Here is a 20,795-nt window from a genome sequence, read left to right as displayed (position 1 = left end):
ATTTTGGGGCTTTTTCGTTATCTACTCAAATACAAATTCCTTTCTTCATATAATTTTTGGAATGTTTCGTCTTGTAAGTTTTCCACAAACAAAATAGCTTCCCCAGTCGATTTCATTTCGGGTCCTAACTCCTTGTTTACATTTGGGAATTTATCAAAAGAGAACACAGGCAATTTAATTGCATAACCAGAACGTTGAGGTGTAAAAGTAAAGTCTTTAATTTTCTTTTCACCAAGCATTACCTTTACAGCATAATTCACATAAGGCTCTTTGTATGCCTTACAAATAAACGGTACTGTTCGGCTGGCTCTTGGGTTCGCTTCAATTACATAAACTATATTATTTTTTACAGCATATTGAACATTTATCAAACCTACAGTATTGAGAGCCAAAGCAATTTTCTTAGTAATCATTTCAATTTGTTCCACAATCATAGGTGAAAGAGAGAATGGTGGAAGCATTGCGTTGCTATCACCAGAATGGATGCCAGCAGGCTCAATATGCTCCATAATACCTATGACATAAGCTTCTTCTCCATCACAAATAGCATCAGCTTCTGCTTCAATAGCTCCTTCTAAGAAATGATCAAGTAGTATTTGATTATCAGGGATGTCATGTAAAATTTTCACAACATGCTCTTCCAATTCTTTTTCATTAATAACAATTTTCATGCTTTGTCCACCTAATACATAGCTAGGGCGTACCAAAAGAGGAAAACCTAACTCTTTAGAAAGTAGCACTGCTTCATCTGCATTGGTTACTACTCCAAAGTTAGGATATGGAATTCCTAAATCTTTTAATAGATTAGAGAATTTTCCTCTATCCTCTGCTATATCCAAAGACTCATAACTTGTACCAATAATCTTTATTCCATAACGACTAAGTTTCTCTGCCAATTTAAGAGCTGTTTGTCCTCCAAGTTGTACAATAATGCCTTCAGGTTGTTCCTTTTGAATAATATCGTAGATATGTTCCCAAAAAACAGGCTCAAAATATAAAGTATCTGCTGTATCAAAATCAGTGGAAACTGTTTCTGGGTTACAATTAATCATGATTGTTTCATAACCACATTCTTTTGCTGCCAAAATTCCATGTACACAAGAATAGTCAAACTCTATACCTTGTCCAATACGGTTTGGACCAGAACCCAAAACTACTATTTTCTTCTTGGTTGAAGTAGTTTTTGGCTCGTTTGGTAAAGAACTCTCTTTAGAGAAAGATGAATAATAATAAGGTGTAACAGCCTCAAATTCAGCAGCACAAGTATCTACCATATTATAGACTCTTTGTATACCAAGTTCTTGACGCTTTTTATAGACTTCACTCTCCAAACAACGAACCAAATGAGCTATTTGCCTATCTGCATAACCTTTTTGTTTCGCTTCAAGAAGTAGTTCTTTTGATAAATCAGTAATATTGTATTTTTGAATTTCTCTTTCAAGTAATACTATTTCTTCAATTTGGTGTAAAAACCAAGCATCTATTTGGGTAAGTTTTTGAATAGTTTTAAAAGAAATACCCATTTTAAAAGCGTCATAAATATGAAAAAGACGATTCCCTGATGGGTTTTCTAAACTTTTCAGAATAAATTGTTGATCTGTAATTTCTTTACCATCAGCACCTAAACCATTTCTCTTAATTTCTAAACTCTGACATGCTTTTTGTAGAGCTTCTTGGAAATTACGACCAATACCCATTACTTCACCCACAGATTTCATCTGCAAACCAAGTTTATCATCAGCACCTCTGAATTTATCAAAGTTCCAACGAGGAATTTTCACAATTACATAATCTAAGGCTGGTTCAAAATAAGCAGAAGTAGTTTTTGTAATTTGATTTTTGAGCTCATCCAAATTATAACCTATTGCTAATTTTGAAGCTATTTTTGCAATAGGATAACCAGTTGCTTTGCTTGCTAATGCAGAAGAACGTGATACACGAGGGTTCACCTCTATCACAATAATATCATCTTCATCTTTAGGATTTACGGAAAATTGAATATTACATCCTCCTGCAAAATTCCCAATACCATTCATCACTTTGATTGCTAAATCACGCATTTTTTGGTATGTGGTATCAGAAAGTGTCATGGCTGGAGCAACTGTAATGCTATCTCCAGTATGAATACCCATTGGGTCAAAATTCTCAATAGAGCATATAATAATCACATTCCCTACACTATCTCTAAGCAATTCTAATTCAAACTCTTTCCAGCCAAAAATAGATTGTTCTACCAGTACTTCGTGTGTTGGTGAAGCTTGTAAACCTTTTCTTAAAGCTTCATCAAAATCTTTTTCGTCATTTACAAACCCACCACCTGTACCACCAAGTGTAAAAGATGGTCTGATAACAAGTGGAAATCCTATTGCTTGGGCTATTTCTTTTCCTCTTAAAAATGATGTAGCTGTTTCTCCTTTACAAACTCCAGCATTAAGCTCAATCATTCTCAATCTAAATTTTTCTCTGTCTTCGGTAGTTTCAATAGCATCTACATCCACACCTATCATTTGAACACCATATTTTTCCCAAATGCCTGCTTTATGGCATTTGATAGCTAAATTTAATGCCGTCTGACCTCCCATAGTAGGCAAAACGGCATCAATTTTATGGCGTTGTAAAATGTATTCAATGGACTTTCGCTCTAATGGCAACAAATATACATGGTCAGCGGTAACGGGGTCAGTCATGATAGTAGCTGGATTTGAGTTAATCAGTACTACTTCGATTCCCTCTTCTCGTAATGACCGAGCTGCTTGTGAGCCAGAGTAATCAAATTCGCAGGCTTGCCCAATAACAATAGGACCAGAGCCAATAATCAGAACAGATTTGATAGCAGGTTTTTTAGGCATCTTTGCAAAAAATTTTCGGCAAAGATAACAAAGTATCTAAGAGAAAATAAAAAAATTTAGTATCTAATTTTTTTAATCTAATGGAAAGTCTTTTTTTAGCCTATCATCTAAGAAATCGGCTGTATTACTAATTTCTGTCATGATGGCTACCACCTCATCTGAACTCAAGCCATCCAAGTAACGTGAGGCTGTAACATAGACTTCATTATCAAATATTTCAAACCTTTCATTAACAAAAGAGCTATTCATTTCCAAAAGTCTTCTGAAAAAATCTTTTTGTAGTTTTCTTGGAATAGGCATAATGTATGCCATCATGGAAAGTGTTCTTTGGTCTCCTTCAGAACTTGGTGAAGAATTGAGCATTACACGAATGGTCGCCGAACCTCTTTTGAAAATCCAAGCTCCTTGAATAGGAGATTGAGCATCTTTAGGGTTCATCCCTAACTTTTTAAAAGCTTCTTCTACTGTTCTGATATAATCAAGATGCGACATAACTTAATTTTTTAATACAAATTGCTTTTCAAAGTTAATCTTTTGAAAATGTTATACAAATTTTTTAGCATTTTTTAGAATGACTTAGGAATTATCAGAGAAAATACGCTTCTTGCAGAAGTTTTGTTCATTAAAAAAATTAACGAGTATGAAATTTATGAAATTCTCACAATTAGCATTCTTGGCTTTAGTTGTGCTTATGATGGCTTGTAAAGGTAATCCTAAAGAAACTCTTACGAAAAAATGGAAAGTGGATGCTACTGCATTTAAAACCATTATGAAAGAAGAAATGGATAAAATGAAAAAAGAAAAACCTGAACAAGCTAAACAACTGGAAGCTATGTTACCTATGATGGAGGGCATGCTTACTAATATCACATTAGAGTTTAAAGCTGATGGCTCTGCTGAAATGGTTGCAATGGGAAAAACACAAACAGGCAAGTGGTCTTTAAGTGATGATGGCAAAAAGATTACGGTAGATGATAATGGTAAAAAAGAAGAAATGGATGTAGTTGAATTAAGTGCAAGTAAATTGGTTATAAAAATGGGTAAAACTGATAAAGATAAATTAAAATTACCTTTTATTCCTGCAAACTAATTTTTTCCAAAAAATATATTTCTTAGCTCTCTGTAAAATATGTATTTTGCAGAGAGTTTTTATTTTATGATAGTTAGCATCAATACAGGATTAAATAAGTTTAAAACATTCTTACAAATAGGATTGGCTATTATTGGCTTGTTGTTTGTAACATGGGTGTTTTCCGATATATTTACTTATCTACTTATATCATTAGTTATTGTTACAGTTCTAAGACCTTTGGTAGATTATATTTCTGAGATTTACATATTTAGAATTAAAATCCCTCGAGTTTTCGCAGTTTTTCTTTCCTTAACAGCTTTTGTTTTATTTATTACTTTATTTGTTCGTTTATTTCTTCCTTTATTATCAGATCAACTACGCTTGATTCGCTCCATAGAACCAGAAGTGTTAAGTTCTCAAGTTATAGAACCCATAGAGCAGTTAGAGTTTTTCTTGATAGAACAACTCAAAATGAATGAGAAACCTGGATTTATTTTAAAAGAAATCAATCTCATTCTAAAAAGTTTTTTAGAAAAAATAGATATAGGCAATATTATCAATAATTTGGCAGGAATAGCAGGTTCTTTGTTTGTATATTTATTAGCCATTAGCTTTATGACATTTTTTTTACTTTATGAAAAAGGGCTATTTCGTAAAATTGTCATTTCATCCATTCCCAATCGCTATTTCGAAGTTTTAATTACAGCTTTTTATAAAATAGAACACCTTCTTTCTAATTATTTGAGAGGAATTTTGATTGAAACCATCATTGTTTTTACTTTTTACTCTGCATTAGGCTCCCTTTTTGGTATTCCTTATGCCTTTACTATTGCAGCTTTTGCAGCTTCTATCAATTTTATCCCTTATTTGGGTCCATTTACAGGTTATGGCTTTGGGTTATTGGTTATTATTTCGAGTAGTTTCAACGATCCCTCTTTTCCTTTATCACTTACATTAATTAAATACACATCTGTATTTTTTGCTGTTCGCCTTATGGATGATATTTTCTTACAGCCTTTTATTTTCTCCAAAAGTGTAAAAGCCCATCCGTTAGAGATTTTCGTGATTATTTTTGCAGGAGCAACTTTGGCTGGAGCTTTAGGAATGATTGTAGCCATACCTTCTTACACTATTGTAAAAGTTACTTTCAAAGAGCTACAAAAAGGATTTCGACAATATCGAAGTTTTAGGGGATAGTATTTTTTACTTTTTAAACCTTTCCCATTTAATGAGCATGAATTTATCCCCTATTTCAGTAATAATCATACCTGTTCCTTTCAAATTTGAGCTATTCTGCATAAATTCTGCCAGTTCCTGATGATTAAAAATTTTATAAGTGGGATGGTAATCGTAGTTTTCAGGTGGATGAATTTTGTACTTTCGTACCCAATTCATTACTGAAACATGGCTAATTCCTAAAATTCGTTCTATTTCACGGTAGCTTATACCTTCTAGATACAACTGTAAAGCCTTCACCACATAATAGTTATCTATTTGTTTGCCTGGTTTTTGTACTGTAAAAAAATAAGAGCAGTCTTTACATTTATACCTTTGCCTTTCAGCAATTACTCCACTCTTAATAATTTTCAAGGAATTACATTTTGGGCATTGAGGCTTCATAGTATATGATTATTACCAACTTACACGAATAACCTCCAAATGCAGAAGTTCATTTTCCAACACCTCAAAAAGTCCGTTTGTACTTTCAGCTTCATCTAACGCTGCTTGTAAAACTTCTCTTACCAATTCGGGAGTATCAAAATAGTATCCAAGAGTTGGAATAATCTGATGATTTAAAATTCTTATAAAATCTAAACTTTTGGACGATTGTAATAAATAACCATGCCCAAACATAAAATCACTTCCTTTATAATAACTAATTTTTTTATTGAGAGCTTTTAAAAAATCCCCATAACTCAAATTGAGCAAGTCGTAACGAGGATATATGGGTATCATTTCAAAATGTTGCAAAAAGCTACTATCCGTATTATAATCTATTTCAGCAACATTGATAGTGCCTACAATATACAAATTGGGTGGCAAACTGAATAATTCACCAGAATTGGCTAAGGTAATTGCTATTTCATTTTCCTCTCCTATACGTTTATCTGCTCCTAATACACTGATAGTCTCTCCAAAGATTTCTGCAGGTTCAGCTCTATGCATTTCGTCTATAATCAGGATATAGTTTTGAGGTTTTTCAGGATTTTGTTCATAACTTTTTGTTGCTCTTTGAGCCATTTTCTTTAAAATACCCTCTCTGATATGTCCTTTAGAATCTGTATATTCTACAAAATGCTCATAATGGTAATTAGGATGTAAAGATATGATTTCCAATCTTTTACCTTGTTCTGCTTTCAATGCTTTTTTACTATCTTTTATTTTTTGTTTATCTAAACCTAATATCTTAATTGCTATATCCATCGCTTGAGAAGTTTTTCCTGTAGCTGGTGGTCCATAAAGCAAAATATTTTTACTAAAACTCTCTGTTTGTTCTCTTTTTTTACGAGAAGCTATTACCTTAGGAACAAATGTATTTGCTTCTTTTTCTTGTGTTTTAGATGCTTTTTTACGAAGAATACGGCTAATTTCTTTAATCAGTTCTTCTTCATTGATTTGCATTTTTTTAGCTTTCTCTGTAAGAGACCAGCCTTTTTTTCCGTAAGGGTTTGACTTAGTTGTATGAATAATCCCAGCCTCCACCAAATGCAAAGAAGCTTGTCTGATACGATTTTTTAGTTTTAAGCGAACCATTCCCCAAAATTCAGATTCTCTTTCTAAAGGCAAACCAGCTATTATCTTTTGTGCTACTTCCGAAGCTTTTAGAGGCTTTTTATGTTCTTTGAGTAATGTAACAACAGGGTAAAAAAAATCTTTGGCTTTGAAGGCTATATTCATGGTTATTCAGATTTGTATAATTCTAATGCTCAATTTTAGAAAAAAAAAATGATTTTTACTGCATTTTAGGATTTTATTTCTATTTTCAGTTGTGAAAATAAACTTATCATGACCAACAACGAAAAATTTGAACTTCTGCTTAAAAAACATAATTTAAGTATAACTCATTATATTCGCTATGTCTATTTGTTAGAAAATGAACAAAATGAGATTCTTTTCATTCACAAAACACAAAAGTCCAATGAGACAACCCTTTATTTAGGTTGGCAGATTTTTTCAGAAACATACTGGGGTTGTGACTGGGATGATGAAGATATTTTGGATTTGGCAAAAGGTGTTATTCAGCAATTCACAGAACTTTCTTTGAATGTATCAGACATAAAGTTAGTACATCTTGATAAAGACACAAACCCGCATGAAATACTTCATATCGTGTATTATGTCAAGTTTACAGATACTTCTAATTTTGAATTTTGGTATGAATTTGATAAAGAAGCTGTATGGCTCAAAAAGGATAATGCTTTAGAGTTATTAGATTTTTCAATAGATAAGGCTATCATAAATTTAAACCATATTAGCTTGCAAAATTTATTATGATGATATCATAAGCATTTATTCATAAACAAGTAAACTTATTTCTATACAACTCGTATAATTTAAAAAAGGCTCTCTTTTTTTGCTTTTTTGATAAAATATTAGTATATTGCCAACTATTGTAAGTTTACGGAAATGAGTATGAAGAAATTGTACTGTATAACGGCTTTAATATTTGCCTTTTTTGCTTCTTTTGCTCAAAAAGACTATGAAGAAGCTTTAAAGAAAAGCAACTATAATACTAGATTACTCGAAGAAAAAATTCGATTATTGGAAGGTAATTATCAATTTCAATTGCAAAACTTACAATCACAGCTTCTGTTACTATCAGCAAAAGACACCACAAATCAGAAGCAACTTTTATCTACATTACAACTTTATTTGCAGCAAGCCGATAAAAAGTATGCTCAAGAGCTTGCAGACTTAAAAAATTTAAAAAATGAACGTAAATCAGAAGTTAGTACCATAGTGCAAAGCCATGTTGGTACTCTTCAAGAACAAATAAACCAACAAGCGTCTATGTTATTGTACGGTGGATTAGGCATTATTGCATTATGCATTATGTTGTTTTTGGTTGCTCTCAAGTATATCAAAGACCAACAGGAACGTTATCTGAATGAGTTTGCCAATAACCAACATGCTCATTTGAAGAATATTATTAAAGATACCTTGCAGGAAAATCTGGGTAAGGAAATGCAACAATATTTTGCTAAAAATGCTGTGACAAGCTCTTCACAAAGTCAAGTCAATGAATTGACAAACTTTATGCAGACCAAATTAGCAGATTTAGAAGCAAAAATAGCTAACGATGTTCTCAAAAAAACAGACATTTCTGAAACTCTAATAGAGGAAACTATTGCTGAAACACCTCAAGAAGAACAGATTATTACTATTTCTGAAACCCCTAAGAATCCTAATCAAATAACAAACCCTATTCAAGAAACCTTAGAGCAAGAAACAATCATCAATCTCAACACAACTGACAAGCAAGAAGAAATTGAAATTACACAAGTAGAAGAGATAGAAGTAGAAGATACAAAAGAGGAAATAATACAAGAACATAGCTTAATCAATAATAGAGAGTGGGTTGAGCAAATTGAACAAAAAATTAATGAATCTTTACAAGCATCAACCATTGAAGAAGAAGTAGAAGAACAAGTTATTTATAACAATACGAATAAAGAACTTTTTGAAGCCAATATTTATAGTCCTGAGTATGATACTCTTCTAAAAGAGGCAATGGTCTATTATGAACAAAAAAAATATGAAGAAGCCATTGAAACTTTCACTAAAGCATTACAAGCAACTCCTGACTATAATGCTTATACTAGAAGGGCAAATTGTTATCATATTTTAAAGAAATACGACCAAGCAGCAGAAGATTACGAAAAAGCTATCAGACTGAAAAAAGATTTTATTCCTGCTTATAACAATGCCATTGAAATCTATATCCTAACTGATAATTTCTTCCAAGCTCTTACTCTTCTTGAAAGACTTTCTCAAATAGAAAAAGCTTATGCATACAAAGCTGTAGAGTTATATTTAAAACTTATTGCTCAAAAAGGTTTGATGCAGAATACTGAAAAAACTGAAAAGGAAATGGATGCTTTGCTGAGAGAGAATTTTACATTTAGTTTTTCTGTTCGTGAAATTGAAGACTGGCTTATTACAGCAGATATAGATACCACAGATAAAAAGATGATTCGAGTTAAAACTGAATTATTAAAAATGAAAAAAGAATATGCTGGGGTAGCTTAAAATCTATAAAACTTTACATCAAAAATCAGGAAAAAGGTCTATATTGCCTCTGTTTCCTGATTTTTGATTTTATAAGCATGATAAAAACAATTTCTCCAAAAGATGTTAGTGTTGCTGAATTCCATAGTTATTTTCTTTCAGCAGTTGCTCCTCGCCCTATTGCATTTGCAAGCACGATAGATAAAGATGGTCATATCAATTTAAGCCCTTTTAGCTTTTTTAATGCTTTTGGGGCAAACCCACCCATTCTTATTTTCTCCCCTGCCAGAAGAGTTCGAGATAATACAACGAAACATACCCTTGAAAATGTGAAAGAAGTAGGTGAGGTGGTTATTAATATTGTCAATTATGCAATGGTAGAACAAACTTCTCTTGCAAGTACTGAATATGATAAAGGGATAAACGAGTTTGTAAAAGCTGGTTTTACACAAATGCCTTCTACATTGGTAAAGCCTCCTCGTGTGGGCGAATCGCCTGTGGCATTTGAATGTAAAGTTTTGCAAATTATAGAAACAGGTACAGGTGGTGGAGCAGGGAATTTAATTATTTGTGAAGTAGTTTTGGCTCACATCAAAGAGGAAATTTTAGATGAAAAAGGTAAAATAAACACCAAAAAAATTGATTTGGTGGGCAGAATGGGTGGAGAATGGTACTGTAGAGCTAATGGGGATGCTCTTTTCGAAATTCCCAAACCCTTACTTACAAAAGGAATAGGCATAGACCAACTTCCTTCTTTCATCAAAAATAGTTCTGTGCTTACAGGAAATAATTTGGGTAGACTTGCCAATGTAGAACAATTACCTTCAGAAGAAGAAATTAAAAATTTTGAAGATGTAGAGGTAAAAAAACTTTTAGGTACACATTCAAATGTAGAACTGCAAAATGCTTTACACCAATATGCTCAAAAGTTATTGGAACAAGGTAAAATCCAAGAAGCATGGCTCACTTTAATGCAACAAAAGAACTAAGCTTACTTAGTTCTTTTGTTTTTGAAGAATTTTCAGGAATTCCATTGCCGATTTGTAACCTATTTCTTTACGAACCACATTACCAGTTTTATCAATAAAGTAGATACTTGGATAACTGTCTATTTCATACTTTTCTGCCAATTTAATGCCCTCACCCTTTTCACAATCTACTTTATATGGAATAAAATAAGCATTGGCAAAATCACCCACATTGGTATCTGCAAATGTGGTTTTGGTCATCAGTTTACAAGGGGCACACCAAGTAGTGTAAAAATCAACAACAAGTATTTTATTTTGTTTTTGGGCTTCTGTAAGTGCCTCCGACCATGTACCCTGAAAAAATCTGACTTGAGCATTGCTTACCTGTACACAAAAAAACAACAGGCAAGAAATGAATAATGATTTCATATTTTTTTAATTGTTTGAGATTAGATTTTGTTATATTGTTATACGATTTGAAGACTCATTATGTTACACAAAACTCAAGGTATCTGTATTCATTTTATTAAATATAAAGAAACCTCTATCATTGTTAAAGTTTATACCAAAAACTTTGGAGTACAAAGTTATCTTATAAATGGAGTAAGAAAAGAACGTTCAACTTTTAAAATTGCTCTTTTCCAGCCTCTTACGCAGCTTGATATGGTGGTCTATCATAAGGAGGGGAAAGATATGTTGCAAAGGATATCAGAAATTAGATGTCCACAACCCTATCAAAGCCTGCCCTTTGATGGTTTGAAGATGAATATTGCTTTTTTCTTGTCAGAAGTACTTTCCAAAACCTTACAAGGAGAAGAAGAACACCAAGAACTTTACGATTTTTTAGCAACAGAACTCAATGCTCTAGATGCTTCGCAAAATCCAGAAAATTTTCCGATTTACTTTTTAGTTCACTTGATTGAAAAACTGGGTTTTTTGGGCAAAGATGCTTCTGTTATTTTTGAACAACTATATCAGGTTCAGGCTATTAAACAAAAGCCTACTTATTTTGAACCTGAAATTCAATGGTTAGAGAAGTTACAACAAACCCAAAACTTTGAATCTTTAGAGATTCCGACAAGCATTCGCAAACAACTACTCAATTACCTTTTGGCTTATTATCGATTTCATTTTGAGTATTTTGGAGAGATAAAATCTCTTAATATTCTTAGAAGTTTATAAAAAACAAAATCCACTTTTCAAAAAGTGGATTTTTAAGAATGTATCATAGTTATAGTAGAACGGAAATATTAAAACAATTATCTTGCCAAAATAAGTTTTCTACTATAAAATTTTTTAAGGTTTTTTCTCTTCAATAGCAGCGTTCATTTCTTTGAATCGCTCCATCAGTTTAGAATCTGGGTATTTCTTAAAAAATGCTTCCATTTCTTCTTCAAACTTTTTACGCTCTTCTGTTTTTCCTATACATATTACTCTCAGAGCATCTATTTTATCAGGAATAGTATTGTTAGGGTATTTCTTTGATAGTTCGCCCAATGCTAATATTGTTTCTTTAAATTTCTTTTGTTCATACATTTGTGCATAGATAATCGCATATTCTTTTTGAGCAGCCTCATCTCTTGTCTGATTCTCTAAAAGATAATTTGGGTTTTCTATGAGTTTTGCATACAACGAATTAGGATATTTTTCTAATAAATTAGTTCTCATATCTTGAGCCTTTGAGCTATTTTTTTGTTGATTATAGAGCAGATACAATAAATAATAAACTTCTGCTTCATACTGACTCTTAGACATTCTTTTCACAATATCCAAATATGTATTTTCTGCATCAGGCAATTCTTCTAACTGAAAATGATAGATTTTAGCTAAATTAAAAGAAGCTCCTTCCCAAGCAAGAAGGGATTTTTCTATTTGTTCAGGAGTTTTAGGCAACAATACTTTTATCCCTTGCTTTCTATTAGCTACTTCTTTTTGTATATATTCTTGTTCAGCAATAGCTTGCTCTTTGGGGTTCCCTAAATCTTTGGGTGTATTTTCATCAATTTCATTGGAAATTCTAGAGAGGTTTCGCCAATTATCAGCCAAAGGTCTATTTCCCCATCTAGTTCTAAATTCTCTTTTACCTTCTTCAACTTGCGTAAGGTTATCAAAATACCATTCACTATTTTGTTTATCCCGTTCTTGTTGAAGTGTTCCTTTATTGGGTTGTAGATTATTTGATTCTGCTTGTTTTTTAGCTTTATCTAATGCTTTTTTTCTTTCTACTTCAGCTTTTACTTGTTTGGCAATATTTGAGTCTAAATAATCATCTAACTGACTTTCAGACATTTTTGCCATTCGTTGAAGGCTATCTTCCAATTGAGCTACACGCAAATATTTAATAAATTCATCAAGTACTTCGTGGCGTTTTGCTACTTTTTCGTAACCATCTTCATCTTTAGGTAACACTTTGATTGTACTATCATAATAAAGTTTTGCTGTTTCATATTTTCGCATTTTATCAAAATGAATCTCAGCAAGACGTAAATATGTATAAGGCTTTTGTCCTCCTGAACCTTTTGATTGAGAAGATTTTTGAAATAGTTCAATTGATTTACTCAAGTTCTTTCTTCTTAGCTCTATGACTGCCAAATCGTAATAGATTTCATCCAAAAAATCCTGATTTTTAAAATCTTTTAACATTTTTTGGAGTTTTCTTTCAGTTTTATCAGAAAAAACAACACTAGAATCTCCTGTCAGAAGCATTGCTAATTGTGTTTGCAGTTCTATTTCGTAAGTAGGCTTATTTTTCAAAACAGCCCGATAACTTTCAAAAGCCTTTTCGTTTTGTTTCTGTCTTTGGTAAATTTGCCCCTGCAAGAATAATAATCTAGCTTTTTGCTCTCCTTTTTTCATTTCAGGAATAGCCAATTCCAAACTTTTGCCAGCACGATCATAATCTTTACGTGTTCTATAAAAATGAGCTTGTATTTGATAGTAAGAAGCTAAATTAGTTTTTTCTACTTCCATTTTACGAAGATAGTTTTTTACCATATCAGCATCATTAAACTCTTTTTGTTCGATATAAGTCCTCATTAGTTCTATGAGAGCCTTTTGTTGTGTGATTTTATCTTTAGAAGTACCATTTACATATTTGAATGTATTGATAGCATCCTGATATTCTCTGTTATAAAACCTTGATTTCCCAACTAATATGTAACCGTCATCAGTCCAGTCGCTTTGTTCATGACGTTCTATGGCAAAAGCAGCCTTTTTGATACAATCATCGAATTCAGCTTTTAAGCCTTTTAGCTGATTGGTGTCTAAAGGAGGATAAACAAAAAGTATTCTGTTAAAATTATCTTTTCTTTCATTGAATAGCTTTTTTTCTATTTCTAGCATTTTCTGATTTGCTAAGAAATAACCATTATAATGTGCTGCAACATTATGATAATGCTTACAAGAAGAAATAGCAAGGATAGCTCCAAAGCTCAAGATAACACCCCAAATTCTCATTTAAATCATTGATTTTGAAAAGCAAATATAAATTAAAATAAAGTTTTATCAAAAATTACACCAATTTGTAAAACTCAATACAATAAAAAAATAGTTGAGTTCAATGAAAACCCAACTATTTTTATTTGTTAATTTCTTTATAGTTCAATTATATATTTTTCTGACTACTCACAGATTCCTCTGTCTTTTGAATTTCTATATCTTCAGTTTGCTCATGTGCAAAAAATCTTCTTTGGAAAAGTAGAATAAGCACAACTCCAACAAATATAGACGAGTCTGCTATATTAAAGATGGGAAAAGCAAAATATTCCCCTCCCCAAATAGGTATCCAATTGGGTAAAATACCTTGCCAGAAGTCAGTGAAAATCATATCTATTACTTTTCCATGAAACCAAGGTGTTGGAGAATCCACTATCACATTGTTTTTCAGGAAAACACCATAAAATGTACCATCTATTACATTTCCTAAAGCTCCTGCCATAATGAAAGTAAGACTTACCAGCAAACCCCAATGAGCCTGTTTTGTAATAAGCCCTCGCAAATAGAATCCAATAGCTGTAACAGCAACAAGTCTAAATAGAGAGAGTATTATCTTTCCATAAGGGGCAGGTAGTTTGATTCCAAATGCCATTCCTTCGTTAAGGGTATAATGGATTTTGAGCCATGAAATTCCCAAAAATGGGAATTCTTCACCTAAGTGCATATTGTTATACACCCACATTTTAGAGCCTTGGTCTAATAACAAAACCAAAATGGCTATGCCTACATATTTTAAGTATTTCATTGTATTTTTTAAAATGGTCGCAATTTAGTACATTTTTATAATAGAAACGTTATTTTTTCTAATATTCTGTTTCTTTGGAAAGATTTTTGTGCAAAAAAGTTAAAAATAGATTTTATGAAACCTATTGGAATAACTGTCTTAGTTATCATATTGTTAAGTCTTGGTTTGTGGGCATTTAGAAAAAAACCTGCACCCAAAGATCGAGTAAAAACAGCTTATAAAGAGAAAAAAGAAATTATTGAGAAAAAACTTGCAGAAAAAGGTTTAAAGCTAGAAGATATCCACATTCTCTTTGTGACATACAAAGCTGAAAAGCAGCTTGATATTTATGTAAAAAATAAAAAAGGGAGTCAATACAGCAAGCTAATAAGTTATGATATTTGTGCCAGTTCAGGAGATTTGGGTCCTAAAAGAAAAAGTGGCGATTATCAAGTTCCTGAAGGTTTTTATCATATAGATAGATTTAATCCTGCTAGCAGTTATTATCTTTCGTTAGGAGTAAATTATCCAAATCAGTCAGATAAAATTAAAAGTACAGCAAAGGATTTAGGTGGAGATATTTTTATTCATGGGTCTTGTGTAACCATTGGTTGCATGCCCATGACAGACAATAAAATCAAAGAAATTTACATTTATGCCCTTGAAGCTAAAAATAATGGGCAAAACAAAATACCCGTTTATATTTTTCCGTTTAAAATGACCTCTGAAAACATAAAAAAATATAAAAGCAATTATGCTCATCACACTTTATTTTGGGAGAATCTAAAATTGGGTTATGATAAATTTCACCAAAACTATAAAGAGCTAAGTTTCAGCATTAATAAAAATGGTGATTATCAGTTTAAATAATTATAATTTATTCATTTTGGCATACATTTGGGCTACTTGCTCCCACATAAAGTTGAATTGATGTTTTATGTCAGATGAAAATATTTGTTCTACATTTTTAGATTTTAACTCATAACGTTTTTTATTTGAAACTACTTCAATATTTGATTTGGGAACATATATTTTCTCATGAAAACCCATTTTTATCATATAAATTATCTTACTCTTATACTTTTCTTTTCGTTTATAACGTCTTCCACTTCTACTTCGCTTAACTATAATCGTTTGTTTGATATAAAAACCTAAAGAAAGACTAATAGAGGTTTTATCTAAAAATATCGTTTTTAGAGTAAAATTATCTCCTTTATAAATATTCAAAGGTCCTTCTCCTCCATTTTTCTTAATTTGAGTTGAAGAGATTCTATTATTGTAGCTAATTGGTGGATATAATTTATAAGTAATTTTGATTTTTGTATTTTCTGCCACTTCTTTACTTATAACATTTATAATAGATTTAAGCCCTGGTATTTTTTTAGGTAACTCCTTTATAGGCACAATAAAATAAAGCCAACTATCATTCATTTTTCTTTGAAAAAACCAAATTAACGAAGGTATAATACATAACAATAACCACCAAGAAAATAAAAAACTAACTATTACACTTATAATACAAGAAAGTATTAAAAGCCATTTGGATAGCTTATTTTTAAGTCTTTCATTTTTTTGCCACACAAGATGGTGTGTATAATTTTCTAAAAGATTGTCAATAATATCTAACCATTCTTGAGCTGTTTTTTCTCCTTGAATAACTTGCTTTTTGATAAAATCTCTTTGTTCTGATGTAAGCATTATTCTATGTTTTGATGAAAAATACTATTTTTTCATCCATTTTTCTATAAAACCTATCAATTCTTTTTCGTTATTAGCTGTAATATTGAGCAAATAATAAGGTTTTCCTGTTTTGAGCCATTGCCAACGCCAATCCCATAAATGTATAGACTGTTTTTCTCCATTATCCATCCACCAAGCTGTGTATAGTTGGGAATTATCCTTTCTAAGAACACCCAGCCAAATTTCTGTATTATTTATTTTACTTTTTTTGACTTGCTCAAAGGTGTAACCACTTCCTTTCCAACATATAAGAGGGCTATGTTCTATACTATAAAAGTTTTTTAGGAGTTTCTGGTAAACTAAAATCTTATCATTATTAAATTGAATAATATCATTAGGGAGTTCTTTTTTTTGTAATAAAGGAATTTGTAAAACAATATTTTGATGCTTTATCAAAATGTTCTCATGCCTCTTTAATAAAAAAGACATGAGAAGTACTATAAGAAAAACACCTCCAAACACAACATATTGCTTCCTTGAAGTTGCAGAAAATTTATTAATAAACTCCTGATATACAAGTTTTTCTTTTCTAAAAAACCATTTTATAAAGATTCCAATAGGCAATATGATGTAAACGAGTACAGAGGCTATTCCTATCCATTCATGTAAAGAGTTTTCTGGAGGAATCTGAAAGAACACTAACAACAATATTCTAACAAAATTGGCAAAAATATTTAAGAAGAATACTCCTATAAAAATACTAGATAAGAACACCCATGATAGCTCTTTTTGTAGTTTTTTTTCAATAAGAGCAAGTAATATCCAACTAAAGAGATAAGCAAGTGAAAAAAGCTTTAAACCCATACAAGCATCATCTACTGTAAAATGTTTTCCTCTCAAAATGACTACATTACCTTCTGCAAATGCTTTTAAACCTAAATTATTAAAAGCTATGGCTGTAACTTCTGAAATCCCTATTTTTAAAGGAAAACTCCAAACCGAAAATAAGTAGTCGAAGACTGGAGAAGCTATAAAAGGCAATAGAAACCATAGTTTACTAGTTTTTCCTAAAAATGTTTCTATCCACAAAATGCCAGTAAATACCCATGCAAAATAAAAGAATGTACGAACCTGAAGAATTACACCTAATATGGCAAAAAATATAACGATGGGGGCATATCGGTATGAAGTTTTAGTTTGAGTAGTAAGCCCTAAAGGAGCTATACACAAAACAACAATAGATATGTTAGATACTAAAAGAATTTGATTGAAATAGGCATATATGCCCAATATTCCCCAAAGCAATAAAAATATCCATTGGATTTTATATTTTGGGGAAAGGGAAAGATTCAATGTGTTCAAGTATTTAATTGGTTACAGTTTAAACCCTTTTCTATAGAAAAACCAAACACTCAACACCAAAATAATTATCAAAGCCCATTCATGAGGTTCTGGTACAGCACCAGCATTTTTGAGGCTCGCATTTTCTAAACTATTCTTACTTTTCTGAATATCAAAACGTTTGTAGTCTTCTTGTGTTTCTAAAACTATCAAACTAGAAAGTGGAGATACAATATAGGCTGTCTGAGCTTGTTTTAACAAATCTTCTTTAATATGTTTTTCAATAAAAAAATCCTTACCAATTTTTCGCATCAAATCATTGTAGGCAAAAAGTCGGAGTAGATGATCAGGGGCATCGGAAACTACTTTTTGTGTCGTATCTGCATTTTTTTCTGTGATTTTCATTTGAGCATTTTCCAAAACTACAGTTTGTTCATTTTCCTGATATTGAGCCACTTCTTCATTTTTCAACTGTTTAATAAACCCATTTAAATCATTTTGTTCTATAACCAAAACACGTAATTCTTTTAGTGTTTTGAGGTATGGGGTCAGTTCAGTATCTAAATTCCAATAACGAATAGGTTGTTTCAAGTCTCCTAAAAACTCTTTTAGATTTTTACCAAATTCATCTTTTTTTACATCATTGATGTTAGGTGATATAACTCCCGATTTGCCAATCACTAAAACGTTTTCTGTATGAGGCAACTTATGAAAAGCAAACATGCTAAATTTATCTTTTTGAAGGCTCTCAAATATACTTTCAGCATTTTGGGAAGTTATTTGTATAGGATTAGGATTTAATACGAAAACTCTTTTTCCCTTCGTTCCTTCAAGAATAGCTTCATACTCTTTTTCTGTCCATAAAGCATTGATATCTAAGTATACATCAGTAATGGTCTGTTTTACAAATTGTGTTTGATAGGGACTTAATTCATAGCTTTTTCCATTAAACACAAATTGTGTTGCTTTAAGGGGTTTTTCAGGGATTTCTAATTCCCAAAAACCTTTAAAATCTCCTTCGTATTCTAAATTTTGTCCCTCAGATTTCAAGAAAGATGCATTTTGAACAAAATTTTTACCATTGATAATTCTAATAAATTCTTGTGTATCATTTAATTTTGTTCCTTTAAAATAAAGACTTTGATAGACCAAACCTTTATCTGTTTTTTTAAGAGGTGCTGTAACACCTATCTTAAATTGTCTTTTTTGCTCAGGTGTACAAGGGAAAACACGCACAGTAACGCTATTTCCTTCTTGCCAATGCACCAAAGCAGGGTCTCTGACCTCTACTCCTACAATAGCTTTGTAAGCTGAGTCGGCTTTGCTTTTAGAGGTTAAATATCCTTTTTCTTCTTTTCCATTAATCCACAAAGAAAGAGATGTAACTACGCCACCTTCAGGTAAATAAAATGTATAGAGAGCTTCTTCTGTCGATGAGCGAAAGTTATCTTCGAGTCTATTTTCTATTTGAAATGTTTTTTCTGTGTAAGCAAGTCTATATTCTGGATAAAGCTCTACTTGTGTTACAATTTGATTAGTATATAGATTTTCTCCTGTCCAAAGACGTTGTTCTGTATGATGTCTTTTATCATGAATAGCTTCTAAAATTTTACGGCTTTCATGTTCATCTAAGGCATGTTTGGTAGTTATAAGGTCTAAAATAACCAAAATAGGGTTGTGTTTTCTTTCAAAACCATCAGAAAAGTCTAAAGAAAATCCTCTGCCCCAATCTTGTCTTACAAAAAAGAAATCTTTTTTGAGAGCTTGTTCTGTAAACCAGTCATTATTTAGTCTCTGAGCAATTTTTATCCAAATAGGTTTATCATCTTTGGGCTCTAAGGTATTTTTTACAAATTGTTGATTACTAATTTTAGCAATCTGACTATATTTCATAGCAAACATACTTACAAAAACTATAAATACCACAAAAGGCAATACAAAGCCTCCAGCCATTGTATAGGCAAGCCCTTTTTGATTGTTTTTATAGGCTTTGTATCCGACCAAAAATACTTGCAAAGAAAGTCCCAATGGTACGAAAGTATGCAAAGAAAGTCCCATTACCCAAAAACCAGCCAAAGACATTGGATAAAAGGGTAATAAATAAAATGCAAAATAAAAGAACATAAGTGAACCTGCACCCATACAAGCATACAAGATATATTGAATAGATTTTGGCAACAATGACCGAAAAGCATATAAAATACAACTCACAACAGCTCCAAATGTATAATAGCCCGCCCAATCTTCCAATTCTTCAAAAACTCTAATATCTATATTAAGAGCGAAACAACTGATAGTGGCAATAGAAGCCCACAGAAAAATATATTCTTGGGGAATTCTTCCTAAACGAAATTTGTATTTAGAAACTAATGCAATGCCATATCCAACCATTGTTACATAAATCCCTAAAATGTAATTGGACATGACTGGTCGAAAAATATTTCGGTCATTGGAACGTTCTGGAATAAGCAACGCAGCAGCACATAATAGAAGAAGCCCTAAACCTACCAAGAATAATGTATCTTTATAGTAAATAGGGCTTTCTTTTTTAATTTTTAAATCAGTTGGAGAGGTCATAGTTATGATAAATAAGATAATTTATAACAACAAAAAAAATACCAAACAATCATAATCTTTCATAAAAAGTATAGAATGGTTTTAAAAGGTTTTCAGATTTTCTAAAATAAATATTTCAATTTGTGGGTTAGAATTTGTTATTTTACGTCCACGTTCAAACTCTCTCAAATCATGAAATTTGGTGTAATTGTATTCCCTGGTTCTAATTGTGATGAAGACATGGTTTATACCCTCAAAGACCTCATGGGGCAAAAAGTGGTAAAACTATGGCATAAACAGACTTCTTTAGATGGTTGCGATTTTATAGTATTACCTGGTGGTTTTTCATATGGTGATTACCTACGTACAGGTGCTGTAGCTCGTTTCTCACCTATTATGAATGAAGTGGTACGTCATGCTGAAAAAGGAGGATACGTCATGGGTATTTGCAATGGTTTTCAGATTTTAGCAGAAGCTGGTTTAGTGGATGGCGTTTTGTTACGCAATACAAATCAGAAATATGTTTGTAAAAATATTTACTTAAGACCACAAACAAAAGATTCAATTATTACCAAAGATTTATCTCCTAAAAAAGCTTATAAAATCCCTATTGCTCATGGAGAAGGCAGATATTATGCACCTAAAGATGTAATTAAACGCATCAATGATAATGGGCAAGTATTATTCCGTTATTGTGATGAGAACGGTAATATTTCTGATGAATCCAACCCCAATGGTTCTTTAGAAAACATTGCTGGTATTTGTAATGCAACAAAAAACGTTTTTGGAATGATGCCTCACCCTGAAAGAGCAGCCAATACTCTTTTAGGAAATACAGATGGAAGAGCATTTTTTGAATCTGTTTTAGCTCATATTTAACA

Annotated in this window: 18 protein-coding genes; 8 read left to right on the top strand and 10 right to left on the bottom strand. The window is 31.7% G+C overall.

What is annotated here, in order from left to right:
* Window positions 1-17 precede the first annotated feature (17 nt).
* Entirely contained in the window at window positions 18-2,849 is a 2,832-nt protein-coding gene (locus AD998_02880; GenBank protein ID KOY85237.1) for a carbamoyl phosphate synthase large subunit, read from the bottom strand.
* A gap of 72 nt (window positions 2,850-2,921) precedes the next feature.
* The gene (locus tag AD998_02875) at window positions 2,922-3,341 is read right to left on the bottom strand and encodes a hypothetical protein (GenBank protein KOY85236.1); all 420 of its coding nucleotides are present in this window, start codon (window positions 3,339-3,341) and stop codon (window positions 2,922-2,924) included.
* 148 nt (window positions 3,342-3,489) lie between these two features.
* On the opposite strand from AD998_02875, the gene AD998_02870 reads away from it, so the two are divergent.
* Window positions 3,490-3,939, top strand: a complete 450-nt coding sequence (locus AD998_02870) for a hypothetical protein (protein ID KOY85235.1) — start codon at window positions 3,490-3,492, stop codon at window positions 3,937-3,939.
* A 66-nt stretch (window positions 3,940-4,005) separates the two neighbouring features.
* Window positions 4,006-5,118 (top strand): hypothetical protein, encoded by a 1,113-nt coding sequence (locus AD998_02865; GenBank protein ID KOY88022.1) that lies wholly within the window; start codon window positions 4,006-4,008, stop codon window positions 5,116-5,118.
* Between the two features lie 6 nt (window positions 5,119-5,124).
* Here the strand turns inward: AD998_02865 and AD998_02860 are convergent, their stop codons facing one another.
* A complete protein-coding gene (locus tag AD998_02860; protein ID KOY85234.1) occupies window positions 5,125-5,541 on the bottom strand; it encodes a transposase in 417 nt (138 codons plus the stop codon).
* A gap of 12 nt (window positions 5,542-5,553) precedes the next feature.
* The gene (locus AD998_02855) at window positions 5,554-6,819 is read right to left on the bottom strand and encodes a hypothetical protein (GenBank protein ID KOY85233.1); all 1,266 of its coding nucleotides are present in this window, start codon (window positions 6,817-6,819) and stop codon (window positions 5,554-5,556) included.
* 108 nt (window positions 6,820-6,927) lie between these two features.
* On the opposite strand from AD998_02855, the gene AD998_02850 reads away from it, so the two are divergent.
* The 3 genes from AD998_02850 (at window position 6,928) to AD998_02840 (ending at window position 10,139) form a co-directional block, all read left to right on the top strand.
* Complete coding sequence (locus AD998_02850; protein ID KOY85232.1) at window positions 6,928-7,416, top strand: hypothetical protein; 489 nt, start codon at window positions 6,928-6,930, stop codon at window positions 7,414-7,416.
* Window positions 7,417-7,548: 132 nt separating this feature from the next.
* The gene (locus AD998_02845) at window positions 7,549-9,171 is read left to right on the top strand and encodes a hypothetical protein (GenBank protein KOY85231.1); all 1,623 of its coding nucleotides are present in this window, start codon (window positions 7,549-7,551) and stop codon (window positions 9,169-9,171) included.
* 77 nt (window positions 9,172-9,248) lie between these two features.
* The gene (locus AD998_02840) at window positions 9,249-10,139 is read left to right on the top strand and encodes a flavin reductase (GenBank protein ID KOY85230.1); all 891 of its coding nucleotides are present in this window, start codon (window positions 9,249-9,251) and stop codon (window positions 10,137-10,139) included.
* A 6-nt stretch (window positions 10,140-10,145) separates the two neighbouring features.
* On the opposite strand, the gene AD998_02835 is transcribed toward AD998_02840, so the two are convergent.
* On the bottom strand, window positions 10,146-10,547 hold the full coding sequence (locus AD998_02835) for a hypothetical protein (protein KOY85229.1): 402 nt from the start codon (window positions 10,545-10,547) through the stop codon (window positions 10,146-10,148).
* Between the two features lie 60 nt (window positions 10,548-10,607).
* Here AD998_02835 and AD998_02830 point away from each other — a divergent pair, with 60 nt between their 5' ends.
* Window positions 10,608-11,300 (top strand): hypothetical protein, encoded by a 693-nt coding sequence (locus AD998_02830; protein ID KOY85228.1) that lies wholly within the window; start codon window positions 10,608-10,610, stop codon window positions 11,298-11,300.
* Window positions 11,301-11,414: 114 nt separating this feature from the next.
* Here the strand turns inward: AD998_02830 and AD998_02825 are convergent, their stop codons facing one another.
* Together AD998_02825 and AD998_02820 are read right to left on the bottom strand one after the other, a co-directional pair.
* A complete protein-coding gene (locus AD998_02825) occupies window positions 11,415-13,574 on the bottom strand; it encodes a hypothetical protein (GenBank protein ID KOY85227.1) in 2,160 nt (719 codons plus the stop codon).
* A gap of 148 nt (window positions 13,575-13,722) precedes the next feature.
* On the bottom strand, window positions 13,723-14,358 hold the full coding sequence (locus AD998_02820; GenBank protein ID KOY85226.1) for a signal peptidase: 636 nt from the start codon (window positions 14,356-14,358) through the stop codon (window positions 13,723-13,725).
* 114 nt (window positions 14,359-14,472) lie between these two features.
* On the opposite strand from AD998_02820, the gene AD998_02815 reads away from it, so the two are divergent.
* Complete coding sequence (locus AD998_02815; protein KOY85225.1) at window positions 14,473-15,207, top strand: hypothetical protein; 735 nt, start codon at window positions 14,473-14,475, stop codon at window positions 15,205-15,207.
* On the opposite strand, the gene AD998_02810 is transcribed toward AD998_02815, so the two are convergent.
* The 3 genes from AD998_02810 to AD998_02800 all read right to left on the bottom strand — a co-directional run bounded on the left by AD998_02810 (window position 15,208) and on the right by AD998_02800 (window position 19,935).
* On the bottom strand, window positions 15,208-16,035 hold the full coding sequence (locus AD998_02810) for a hypothetical protein (GenBank protein ID KOY85224.1): 828 nt from the start codon (window positions 16,033-16,035) through the stop codon (window positions 15,208-15,210).
* 24 nt (window positions 16,036-16,059) lie between these two features.
* Window positions 16,060-17,322, bottom strand: coding sequence for a hypothetical protein (locus AD998_02805; GenBank protein ID KOY85223.1), 1,263 nt, complete (start codon window positions 17,320-17,322; stop codon window positions 16,060-16,062).
* A gap of 69 nt (window positions 17,323-17,391) precedes the next feature.
* On the bottom strand, window positions 17,392-19,935 hold the full coding sequence (locus AD998_02800) for a hypothetical protein (protein KOY85222.1): 2,544 nt from the start codon (window positions 19,933-19,935) through the stop codon (window positions 17,392-17,394).
* A 171-nt stretch (window positions 19,936-20,106) separates the two neighbouring features.
* On the opposite strand from AD998_02800, the gene AD998_02795 reads away from it, so the two are divergent.
* Window positions 20,107-20,793: a phosphoribosylformylglycinamidine synthase gene (locus AD998_02795; protein ID KOY85221.1), complete on the top strand. Its 687-nt coding sequence runs from the start codon at window positions 20,107-20,109 to the stop codon at window positions 20,791-20,793.
* The last annotated feature ends 2 nt before the right edge of the window (window positions 20,794-20,795 follow it).

The sequence above is a fragment of the bacterium 336/3 genome, assembly GCA_001281695.1.
Taxonomy (GTDB): domain Bacteria; phylum Bacteroidota; class Bacteroidia; order Cytophagales; family Thermonemataceae; genus Raineya.
Note: the sequence above shows the minus strand (reverse complement) of the source record. Positions and strands in the feature narration are given on the sequence as shown.

Excerpts from the sequence above, each read along its gene's own strand:
- AD998_02870 (KOY85235.1), top strand. The coding sequence starts at position 3,490 with ATGAAATTTATGAAATTCTCACAATTAGCATTCTTGGCTTTAGTTGTG.
- AD998_02865 (KOY88022.1), top strand. The coding sequence starts at position 4,006 with ATGATAGTTAGCATCAATACAGGATTAAATAAGTTTAAAACATTCTTA.
- AD998_02795 (KOY85221.1), top strand. The coding sequence starts at position 20,107 with ATGAAATTTGGTGTAATTGTATTCCCTGGTTCTAATTGTGATGAAGAC.
- AD998_02810 (KOY85224.1), bottom strand. The coding sequence starts at position 16,035 with ATGCTTACATCAGAACAAAGAGATTTTATCAAAAAGCAAGTTATTCAA.
- AD998_02860 (KOY85234.1), bottom strand. The coding sequence starts at position 5,541 with ATGAAGCCTCAATGCCCAAAATGTAATTCCTTGAAAATTATTAAGAGT.
- AD998_02850 (KOY85232.1), top strand. The coding sequence starts at position 6,928 with ATGACCAACAACGAAAAATTTGAACTTCTGCTTAAAAAACATAATTTA.
- AD998_02845 (KOY85231.1), top strand. The coding sequence starts at position 7,549 with ATGAGTATGAAGAAATTGTACTGTATAACGGCTTTAATATTTGCCTTT.
- AD998_02835 (KOY85229.1), bottom strand. The coding sequence starts at position 10,547 with ATGAAATCATTATTCATTTCTTGCCTGTTGTTTTTTTGTGTACAGGTA.
- AD998_02820 (KOY85226.1), bottom strand. The coding sequence starts at position 14,358 with ATGAAATACTTAAAATATGTAGGCATAGCCATTTTGGTTTTGTTATTA.
- AD998_02855 (KOY85233.1), bottom strand. The coding sequence starts at position 6,819 with ATGAATATAGCCTTCAAAGCCAAAGATTTTTTTTACCCTGTTGTTACA.
- AD998_02825 (KOY85227.1), bottom strand. The coding sequence starts at position 13,574 with ATGAGAATTTGGGGTGTTATCTTGAGCTTTGGAGCTATCCTTGCTATT.
- AD998_02800 (KOY85222.1), bottom strand. The coding sequence starts at position 19,935 with ATGACCTCTCCAACTGATTTAAAAATTAAAAAAGAAAGCCCTATTTAC.
- AD998_02830 (KOY85228.1), top strand. The coding sequence starts at position 10,608 with ATGTTACACAAAACTCAAGGTATCTGTATTCATTTTATTAAATATAAA.
- AD998_02840 (KOY85230.1), top strand. The coding sequence starts at position 9,249 with ATGATAAAAACAATTTCTCCAAAAGATGTTAGTGTTGCTGAATTCCAT.
- AD998_02880 (KOY85237.1), bottom strand. The coding sequence starts at position 2,849 with ATGCCTAAAAAACCTGCTATCAAATCTGTTCTGATTATTGGCTCTGGT.
- AD998_02875 (KOY85236.1), bottom strand. The coding sequence starts at position 3,341 with ATGTCGCATCTTGATTATATCAGAACAGTAGAAGAAGCTTTTAAAAAG.
- AD998_02815 (KOY85225.1), top strand. The coding sequence starts at position 14,473 with ATGAAACCTATTGGAATAACTGTCTTAGTTATCATATTGTTAAGTCTT.